Source organism: Neisseria sp. P0020.S003 (assembly GCF_051957095.1).
In the GTDB taxonomy this organism is placed as follows: domain Bacteria; phylum Pseudomonadota; class Gammaproteobacteria; order Burkholderiales; family Neisseriaceae; genus Neisseria; species Neisseria subflava.
Map to the genome: position 1 here is coordinate 313,534 of NZ_JBQCWU010000001.1, position 9,244 is coordinate 322,777.

Consider the following 9,244-nt stretch of genomic DNA (forward strand, 5'->3'; position numbering starts at 1 on the left):
TAAAAATGGCAAACGGTTTAACGCTGGGTATTACCGTCGGCGCATCCGTCGGTGCGGCGGTGGCCGGAATAAAATCTGTCAAATCTTCTTTAGATGTACTGGATAAAGCCAGTGCGAATTTGGCTAAGCGTCAAAAAATGCTTGGACAAACCTTGGAAAACCCGTTGCGTATGACTCGTAGTCGTGTTGGAGAGTTAAAACGGGAATACGATCAACTTGGACGCGCTATTGCCAAAATTGATGCCAAGCGTACCGATGTTGCTCTTTTGCAGCAAAAACGCCAGCAGCATTACGATAAGCGTAATAGCTTTAAAGATGAAATCTTAGGTGCAGCTACTGCTGCTGGTTCAATCGCCGTCCCAGTAAAGTTGGCAGTAGAGTTTGAGTCATCGATGGCTGATGTACGAAAAGTCATTGATTTTGACACGCCGCAGCAATTCAAGGAAATGGAGCAGGACATCTTAAGGCTGACCAGAACCATTCCGATGGCTGGCAGTGAACTGGCCAAAATCGCAGCATCGGGAGGTCAGTTAGGGATTGCGCGTAAAGACATTTCCTCTTTTACTGAAACCATTGCCAAAATGTCGGTAGCTTTCGATATGTCTGCCGAACAAGCTGGCGAGAGCATGGCCAAGCTGGCGAATGTTTACCAAATACCAATTACCCAAATAGGGAAACTTGGTGACGCCATCAACCATTTATCCAACAGCAGCCCGGCCAAAGCTTCGGAAATTGTCAATGCACTCGGTCGGGTGGGCGGCGTGGCTAAGCAGTTCGGCCTGACCGAGCTTCAGACGGCCTCGCTTTCTAGTGCTTTTATCGCTTTGGGTAGGACGCCGGAAGTAGCAGGTACAGCCATCAACGGTATGTTGACCAAGTTGATGACAGCTGATAAGCAGGGCAAGAAATTCCAGGCGGTTCTGGAAGGCATGGGTACTGATTCCAAAGCCTTGAAAAAAGCGATTGCCGAAAATGGCGAACAAGCCTTGATAGATTTTTTGAAGCAAATTGAAAAGCTGCCTAAAGAAAATCAAATGGGTGCATTGGTTGATTTGTTCGGTTTGGAATATGCCGATGATGTGGCTGCGCTTGTGGGTGGTTTGGACACATATAAGAAGTCTATCGAAGAGCTAAAAAAAACGGGTAAAGGCGGAACTCCTGAATTCATGGGCAGTATGGAAAAGGAGTTCGCTGCACGTTCGGCCACAACAGCCAATAACTGGCAACTTTTAAAAAACGGTTTGGTAGAAATTGGCATCACCATTGGCAGCGTTCTGCTGCCTGCTCTGAATCAAGGAATGAACGCTATCAAGCCGCTTGTAAACGGTTTTGCTGATTGGGCAGCTAAGAATCCTGAATTTGCAAATTCTCTTTTTTATGTGGTTGCAGGTTTGGCTTCACTCAAAGCCGGCAGTTTTGTTTTCCGTTTTCTCGGCAATGAAATTGGCGGCTTAATGACATCATTTCGTTTGGCTAAAACCTTGCTTGGTGCAGACTGGATGGCAACGGTCTTGAGATTTAAATCAGGTGTTGGTTTTTTAGCTAAAGGCTTTGGCTTATTAAAAACAGTTTTTTCTGTTTTCGGCTCCGGCATCATGTCTGTTCTTCGCTTCCTTCCTATGTTGGCTTCCGGCTTCCTTAAGTTGGGTATGGCTTTAATGGCCAATCCGATTTTTCTTGCGCTTGGCCTGTTAGCCGTTGCCGCCTATCTGCTCTACAACAATTGGTCAGAGGTGGTTGGTGGCGCAAAGGCATTATGGCAAAGCTTAGTAACATTTTTCAGTGGACTTTGGGCAAAAATCACAGCCTTCTTCAGTAGTGGTATAGGCAATATTGCAGAAACCATTCTCAATTTTTCACCACTCGGTTTGTTCTATCAGGCATTTGCTGGTGTGATGAGCTGGTTTGGAGTAACCCTACCGTCAACCTTTTCCGGCTTTGGTCGGATGCTGATTCAGGGATTGATCAATGGCATTAAATCAGCGGCGGCAGCGGTATATGACACTATTGCATCTATCGGTAATTCGATTAAGGCTAAATTCCAAGCGGTAATGGATATCCATTCTCCAAGCCGTGAGTTTCGCCGTTTCGGTGGTTTTATCACCCAAGGTTTGGATATCGGTATCCGCCGTACGGCCAGTCGGCCAATCGGTACTATCGGCACATGGGCAGGCCGTCTGAAAGACAGTTTTACGAACCGTGTCGGTCAGTTACGTGCTGATGTTGCTTCGCGTGTATCCGGTCATCGTGCAGATTTTGAGCAGGCACGGCAGGCTGCGTCCGCCCCTGGTGGTGTGACCATTAATTTTAATCCGACCATCAACGCGCCAGGTGGCAACCCTGCACAAATTCAGACGGCCTTACAAATGGGTTTGCGCGAATTTGAAACGCTGTTTCAACGTATGATGGCCGACCGTGAACGGAGGGCTCTCTGATGTATGCAATGTTGGGCGATGTACGGTTTGAAACCTTGCAAAGTTTTTCCAGTCTGGAAGCGCAGCACTCGGCCAAGTTTGCCAAGCATGAAGTGCTTAAGGGAAGACCACGCCTGCAGGCGATGGAAAATGAGCTGACCACGCTGAGATTTGGGTTAAAGCTGCATTGGATGTTGGGTAATCCCGACACGGCCTACAAGGGCTTGCTGGCTGCTCTGGAGGCGCAGCAGGCGGTGTCGTTGGTTTATGGTTCAGGGCGATTTGTCGGCTGGTTTGTAATTGAAAGCCTGACCGAGCGCACATTGATTCAGGACGCGCAAGGACGGACAGCGGCGCGTGAATTGGATGTGGAGCTGACCCAGTTTGTCGGCGACCCGAATAACCCGCTCCCGACCCCGGCAGTCAAGTCGGGCGGGCAAAATCCGCTCCTGTCCTTATTGCCGGAGAGCGTGCAGGCAAAAGCGGGCAAATTGATTTCGGCGGTGGAAAAAGGTGTGAAAATTTACCGAGCAGCCGAAGCGGGCATCAGCGATATGCAGAATCTGATACAGGCTGCCAAAAACATGAAAAACGACCCGTCAGGGGCATTAAACCTGTTGGGGGACGCACTCAATATCGGTGGCAGCACTTTAGGACGGCTCAATGCCTTGCCCGAAGTAACGGCGATTTTCGGCGACCTTAAAGGCGCGGCTGAGTTTGCATTACAGGCAGGGCAAGCGGCCAACAGGCTTGGCGGTGCCGTCGGTGCATTGCGTGCCGGGTATGAGAGTGGCTCTGTCGGTAGCTGGCTAACTGCAGTCGGGGACGGTGTTGCCGAGGCATCTGATGCGCTGGCAAACGGCTCTGCTGCTGCCCAGGCTTTGACCGGCTGGCTGGCGGCAAGAAAGGATAAATGATGAGTGCGCTAATACGCTACACCACCCAAGACGGCGACCGTTGGGATTTGATTGCGCACAAGCATTACGGCAATGCGCTGTTGATTGACGGCCTGATTGCGGCAAATCCGCATTTGCCGTTGGCCGAGGAGTTTGTCAGCGGCTTGACGGTGTTTGTGCCGGTGCTGGAAAGCAAACCGAAAAACAGTCAGGCCGATTTGCCGCCTTGGATGCGCTGAAGGGGTTGGGATGGATATTAAGGGTTTCTTTTCCGGCTTAGTCGCTCAGGGCAATACAGACGGCACACACCCGGTAACCAAGCCGGATTTCACGCTGAGCTATGAAAACAAGGACATCACCGGGGATATTGCCCCCTACCTGATTTCCTTTGTTTATACGGATTATCTCGAAGGTCAATCTGATGAGTTACAGGTCGAGTTTGAAGATGTGGATGGCCGTTGGTTACGTGGTTGGTATCCCGAGCAAGGCGATGCACTTGCGTTGAGTTTGGGCAACCAATTTACCGGTTTGGTGGCTTTGGGCAGCTTTGAGATCGCTGAGATTGAGTATAACCATCCTCCGTCAACGGTAAGCATGAAGGCTTTGTCTGCAGGTATCAGTAAAGCAAGCCGTACCTTAAAAGGTCGTGCGTATGAAAATACCACGCTTGCAGAGATTGTTCGTCAAGTGGCAGGCCGTTTGAAATTGCAGCTTACCGTGCAAGTTAAAGACATCAAAATAAAACGCGTAACTCAGTATCAGGAACGCGACGTTGAGTTTTTAAGCCGGTTGGCCAAAGAGTATGGCCACACCTTCAAAATTGTCGGGGATAAGCTGGTGTTTGCCGATAATGCTGCCCTGAAAGAGCGTGAAGCCGTGGTGGTTTTGAGTCCGGAAGATATGATGAGAATTCGTTTACGTGACTTGATTAAAGGCGTGCCAACCCAGGTTGAGATGCGCGGTTATGACCCGAAAACCAAAAAAACGGTGTCTGCTAAGCGGAAAACAAAACCTTTACGCCCAAAATCTAAACGTGGCCACACTGGTGACACCTTGAAAATAGTGCCGAATAAAGGAGAGAGCCAAGCGCAGCTTAATGCTCGTGCCGATGCCAAACTGGCTGAAGCACAAGACGATCAATGTGCCGGGAACATTACCTTGTTCGGCAACGCGCTGCTGGTTGCAGGGCAAACCGTTAGGCTGAAAAACATGGGTAAGTTTTCCGGTAAGTATTTGGTTAAACAGGCACGGCATGAATATCGCAGCAGTAGCGGCTATACGACCGAACTGGAGGTTAAGATGATTGAGTATATTGAAGACGAGGAGAAAGTAGATGTCTCAAACGCATGATTTTACGGCGACTCTACAATTTGGCATGGTATCGGCGGTAGATGAAGCCGGTCATAATCTGCGCGTTAAAATTCCTGCATTGGAAGATATGGAAACCGACTGGCTACCGATGAGCACACCAGCCGCCGGCGGTAATCAGTTTTACAGCTTGCCCGACGAAGGTGAGCAAGTTGTCTGCTTGCTGGACGCTCGCGGCGAAAACGGCTGTGTGATTGGCGCAATTTACAGCACGGCCGACAAGCCTCCTGCAAGCAGTAAAGACAAATGGATACGCCGATTTAAAAATGGCACTGTGATTGAGCATGACCGTGCCAGCGGGGATATTTCTGTTCAGACTGACGGAGTGGTTAAAATTAAAGCTGGAGCCAAAGTGTCTATCGAAACTCCAGAAACGATGGTTAGCGGAAATACGACAGTCAATGGATTGTTGACTTATACAGCTGGTCTGTCAGCAGTTAATTCAGGTGGTGGTGATGCTGCAAATATTGAGGGTACTATGGTAGTGGATGGTGAGATTATCCTTAATGGGATTCCTTTGTCCCAACATAAACATCCCGGGGACTCTGGTGGTAAAACTGGTTTACCTGAATAGTCTTTAATCCGTTTTAAAATCAGTTTTAGACGGCCTTTCATAAAATCCCTGTATTCATTACGGATACAGGGATTTCTTATGCAATTCGACACGCCGATTTCCAAACACTGGCAGCTCGCACCTGGTGACAGCGGCTTGGCTCAGGGCGTGGACGATATTGATCTGTGTATTCATAACATTTTGTCTACGAGAAAAGGCTCGGATGTAACTCGTCCGGACTTTGGCAGCAACCATTTCGATTACATCGACACGCCGGAAGACGTGTTTGTGCCAAATATCGTACGTGAAGTCGTATTGGCTATTCAGACATGGGAAAAACGCGCTGACGTCGAAGACGTAACCTTTAGCGGCTACGCCCCACACATCACCATGACCGTACGCTGGCGTGTGGCCGATGATGTATCGGGCGAGGTCTATAGCACGGCTGTGAATTTGGAGAATGCAACGTGGATTTAAGCAATTTAAAGCGTGAAGACGTCAAGGTCGTAGATGATGATTTGCAGACGATTTTGGCCGATACCATTGCTAGATATGAGCGCGACAGTGGCAAAACCTTGCAACCGGCTCATATCGAACGTTTGCTGATTAATGTGTACGCCTACCGTGAAGCATTGACTCGTCAGCAGGTGAATGAAGCCTACCGCCAGCAGCACCCGCGCTTTGCCACCGGCCTGATGCTGGATTTGTGCGGCGATGATGTGTCCACCCCGCGCCTGCAGGCGCAGCCGGCTTTGACCACTTTGCGCTTTAGAGCCGCCCTGAGCGGTTTGGAACAAATTGCCGTACCCAAGGGCACGCGGGTCAATGCCGGGCAGACCGGCTTTGTTACCACCGAGGCCGCCCTGCTGACTGCCGCCCAAAGCAGCACCGAAGTGGCCGCCGAATGCACCGAAACCGGCACAGTCGGCAACGGCTGGTCGGTCGGACAAATCAACAGCCTGGTCGAGCGGCTGCATCCGACGATTGATGTGGCCGTCAGCAACACTACCGTTTCCGCCGGCGGGGTGGAAATTGAAGACGACGAAGCCTACCGCGAGCGCGTGTTGCTGGCACCGGAGAGCTTTAGCGTAGCCGGGCCGGTGGGTGCCTACCAATATTGGGCGCGGCAGGCCAGCCCGGCGGTGGTGGACGTACACGTGGCCAACGATACCGACGGCGGCGGCCAGCCTATAGGCGGTCGGGTGGCGGTGACCGTGCTGGCCAAAGACGGCCTGCCCAATGCCGAGCTGATTGGCAAGATTCAGGCTGCCTTATCAGCCGAGAAACGCCGCCCACTGTGCGATACAGTGGTGGTTAAAGCCCCGACCGCCGTCGATTACACGCTGGACGCCGAGCTGACCCTGTTTACCGGCACCGATGCCCGCACCGCCAAAGCAGCGGCTGAACAGGCATGGGCTGTGTATGAAGCCGTCCGCCGCAGCCGGCTCGGCTTGGACATCGTGCCGCTGGACATTCAGACAGCCTTGAAAGTGGCCGGCGTTTATAACGTGGTACTGCATAACCTGCCGCTGACTGTGGTCAAGCCCGACCAGTGGGCACGCTGCACCAGTACCACCATCCGCATTGCCGCACAAACGGCGGAGGGTTAGGCGATGGCCAAGCTAACCTACGCCGCCGTCATCGAACGCGACCAACGCGCCCGCGCGCTGGCCGAATTGGGACTGCGTTTGGATTTGGCCGAGCTGCCGCAGCTGATGCCGCGCCTGGTCGATCTGGTTGCCCCTGAACACCTGCCGCTGTTGGCCGAAAGTCGTAGCATCTTGGGTGCCGACGGCTACTGGTTGGCCGAATCCGACGACGCGCAGCGCAAGCTGATTAAGGGTGCCTACGAGCTGCACCGCTACAAAGGCACGCCGTGGGCAATCCGCGAGATCGTGCGGCGGCTCGGGTTTGGTGAGGTACGGATTATCGAGGGGCTGAACGGCCAAACCTACGACGGCAGCATCAACTACAACGGCAGCCATGTTTACGGTGCAGGCAGCTACTGGGCGTACTACCGCATCATCATGAACAACGTGATTACCAACGACCAGGCCGCGCTGTTGCGCAAAACGCTGGCCGCCTTCGCACCGGCACGCTGCCTGTTGGCAGCCTTGGATTATCAGGCCGTCCCTCTGCGTTACAACGGGCGTGCAGCCTACGACGGCAACTTTAACTTTGGAGCAGCTTAAAAAATGGCGAATATCACGGAAGAACTGAACAACCCGCAATGGGCGGAAGGTATCTACCAGCTGGAAACCACCGACCCGGTATTGGGCGGGCCGAACGGCATTGCCAACCGGCAGGCCATGCAACTCGCGGCGCGGACGCAGTATTTGAAGAAGAAGCAGGAGAAGGACAAACCAGGTGCGGCCAGCACTACCGAGGCCGGCCTCGTACAGCTCTCGTCTGCCACTGACAGCGACAGCGAAGAGCTGGCAGCCACACCGAAGGCGGTGAAGGATGCCTACGACAAAGCCGTCGCCGCTACAGAAGCAGCAGACGGAGCCGTCAAAACCACCGACAGCCAAGAAATCGCCGGCGACAAAACCTTTACCGGCCTTACCACCCTGAAAAAGGGCGCGATTGTGGCCGACAGCGAAGGCGACTTTGCTGCCAACCAATACCTGCAAATCGGCGCAAACAACGTAAACACTTATTTTTACAACAAACGCAGCGGCAAATATTTGTCCATGCGCAACGACGGCGAGCTGCGTTATGACGGCAAGCGCCTGCTCAATGTGGACGACCTCGCCGGCATGATACCCAGCGGCGCCGTGATGTACTTTGCCGGGCAGACCGCACCGACCGGCTGGCTTAAAGCCAACGGTGCCGCCGTATCCCGCACCACCTATGCCGCCCTGTTTGCCGCTATCGGCACGACTTACGGCGCTGGCGACGGCCGCAGCACGTTTAATTTGCCCGATTTGCGCGGTGAGTTCATCCGCGGCTGGGACGACGGCAGGGGTGTGGATACGGGGCGCGTGTTTGGCTCGGCGCAAGGAGACGCCATCCGCAACATCACTGGCCAATTTGTCTCAGATGACTACAATCGTTCTTTAGTTAATGAGATTCTTGGTGTATTTACAATGACCAAACGCAATAGTTCTCTATCCTATGATGCTGCGTCTACCGTAACTACAGGAGGCGAATATCTGAACGCAATCAAATTTGACGCCTCGCGTGTCGTCCCTACGGCCGCCGAAAACCGCCCACGCAACATTGCATTATTGCCCTGCATCAAAATTTAAGGCCGTCTGAAAAGGAAAAATCATGAGCGAAAACCAATACCCGCCAACCAAGCCCGTCTGCCAGTTGAATGCCGACAACCTTTACCTGCACCAAACCGTGGCCGACCTCGACCCGTTGGCCGAAGATGGCAGCTACCTGTTGCCAGCAGGCTGCATCGACGCCGAACCTCCCGAAACCCGCGCAGGTTTCGCCGCCCGCTGGCTACCTGAAAGAGCCGAATGGCAATACCTACCAGACCATCGTGGCAAGACTGCCTATCAGTCCAGCGATGGCACGGCAGTAGTGATTGAGCAGGTGGGCGAATTGCCCGCTGGGTTGACCCTGCTGCCACGAGAGAATGAATATCAAACATGGGATGATAAAGCTAAAGCCTGGGTATTGCTCCCAGCTGTTGCAGTGCAAATCAAAGAGCAACAACAAGATGAGATGTGGAAGCGTATTAAAGATAAGAGGTATGACAACCTGCGGCATGGGGTATTTGTCAAAAGCGTGGGTAAGTGGTTTCACACCAACGATGAGAGCCGCACCCAATACATCCTACTGCGCACCATGAAAGAGTTGCCGGTGGGGTTACGCTGGAAAACGATGGAAAACGATTTCGTCCTCATGACCCGCGAGCTACTGGATGAGATGACTACGCAGATGGTATTGGATGAGCAGGCCGACTTTGCCAACGCCGAACGCCATAAAGCCGCCATGTTAAAGGCCGAAAATCCGCTGGAATACGATTATTCGGACGGCTGGACAGCTAACTACGAGCA

Annotated in this window: 10 protein-coding genes; all 10 read left to right on the forward strand. The window is 52.6% G+C overall.

The features are described from left to right. The first annotated feature begins 5 nt into the window (after positions 1–5). A complete protein-coding gene (locus tag ACTHTQ_RS01660; RefSeq protein WP_440362874.1) occupies positions 6–2,435 on the forward strand; it encodes a phage tail tape measure protein in 2,430 nt (809 codons plus the stop codon). Further along, positions 2,435–3,331 carry a phage tail protein gene (locus tag ACTHTQ_RS01665; RefSeq protein WP_440362875.1) on the forward strand — a complete coding sequence of 299 codons (897 nt, stop codon included), beginning with the start codon at positions 2,435–2,437 and terminating at the stop codon, positions 3,329–3,331. Before ACTHTQ_RS01660 ends, ACTHTQ_RS01665 begins: the two co-directional genes overlap by 1 nt. Further along, entirely contained in the window at positions 3,328–3,549 is a 222-nt protein-coding gene (locus tag ACTHTQ_RS01670; protein ID WP_440362876.1) for a tail protein X, read from the forward strand. Before ACTHTQ_RS01665 ends, ACTHTQ_RS01670 begins: the two co-directional genes overlap by 4 nt. 10 nt (positions 3,550–3,559) lie before the next feature. Further along, positions 3,560–4,660, forward strand: coding sequence for a phage late control D family protein (locus ACTHTQ_RS01675; protein WP_440362877.1), 1,101 nt, complete (start codon positions 3,560–3,562; stop codon positions 4,658–4,660). After that, positions 4,644–5,252 carry a phage baseplate assembly protein V gene (locus ACTHTQ_RS01680; RefSeq protein WP_440362878.1) on the forward strand — a complete coding sequence of 203 codons (609 nt, stop codon included), beginning with the start codon at positions 4,644–4,646 and terminating at the stop codon, positions 5,250–5,252. The genes ACTHTQ_RS01675 and ACTHTQ_RS01680 overlap by 17 nt, the downstream gene beginning before the upstream one ends. 78 nt (positions 5,253–5,330) lie before the next feature. Then, complete coding sequence (locus tag ACTHTQ_RS01685; RefSeq protein WP_440362879.1) at positions 5,331–5,708, forward strand: GPW/gp25 family protein; 378 nt, start codon at positions 5,331–5,333, stop codon at positions 5,706–5,708. Then, positions 5,699–6,841, forward strand: a complete 1,143-nt coding sequence (locus ACTHTQ_RS01690; RefSeq protein ID WP_440362880.1) for a baseplate assembly protein — start codon at positions 5,699–5,701, stop codon at positions 6,839–6,841. The genes ACTHTQ_RS01685 and ACTHTQ_RS01690 overlap by 10 nt, the downstream gene beginning before the upstream one ends. Positions 6,842–6,844: 3 nt before the next feature. Next, positions 6,845–7,423: a phage tail protein gene (locus ACTHTQ_RS01695; RefSeq protein ID WP_440362881.1), complete on the forward strand. Its 579-nt coding sequence runs from the start codon at positions 6,845–6,847 to the stop codon at positions 7,421–7,423. Positions 7,424–7,426: 3 nt separating this feature from the next. Beyond that, the gene (locus ACTHTQ_RS01700) at positions 7,427–8,482 is read left to right on the forward strand and encodes a phage tail protein (RefSeq protein WP_440362882.1); all 1,056 of its coding nucleotides are present in this window, start codon (positions 7,427–7,429) and stop codon (positions 8,480–8,482) included. A 22-nt stretch (positions 8,483–8,504) separates the two neighbouring features. Next, positions 8,505–9,244, forward strand: a 740-nt coding sequence (locus ACTHTQ_RS01705) for a DUF4376 domain-containing protein (protein WP_440362883.1), incomplete at its 3' end; no start/stop codon positions are given.

Bases quoted from the DNA above. Each gene is read 5' to 3' on its own strand.
- ACTHTQ_RS01660 (WP_440362874.1), top strand. From the start codon at position 6: ATGGCAAACGGTTTAACGCTGGGTATTACCGTCGGCGCATCCGTCGGT.
- ACTHTQ_RS01665 (WP_440362875.1), top strand. From the start codon at position 2,435: ATGTATGCAATGTTGGGCGATGTACGGTTTGAAACCTTGCAAAGTTTT.
- ACTHTQ_RS01670 (WP_440362876.1), top strand. From the start codon at position 3,328: ATGATGAGTGCGCTAATACGCTACACCACCCAAGACGGCGACCGTTGG.
- ACTHTQ_RS01675 (WP_440362877.1), top strand. From the start codon at position 3,560: ATGGATATTAAGGGTTTCTTTTCCGGCTTAGTCGCTCAGGGCAATACA.
- ACTHTQ_RS01680 (WP_440362878.1), top strand. From the start codon at position 4,644: ATGTCTCAAACGCATGATTTTACGGCGACTCTACAATTTGGCATGGTA.
- ACTHTQ_RS01685 (WP_440362879.1), top strand. From the start codon at position 5,331: ATGCAATTCGACACGCCGATTTCCAAACACTGGCAGCTCGCACCTGGT.
- ACTHTQ_RS01695 (WP_440362881.1), top strand. From the start codon at position 6,845: ATGGCCAAGCTAACCTACGCCGCCGTCATCGAACGCGACCAACGCGCC.
- ACTHTQ_RS01700 (WP_440362882.1), top strand. From the start codon at position 7,427: ATGGCGAATATCACGGAAGAACTGAACAACCCGCAATGGGCGGAAGGT.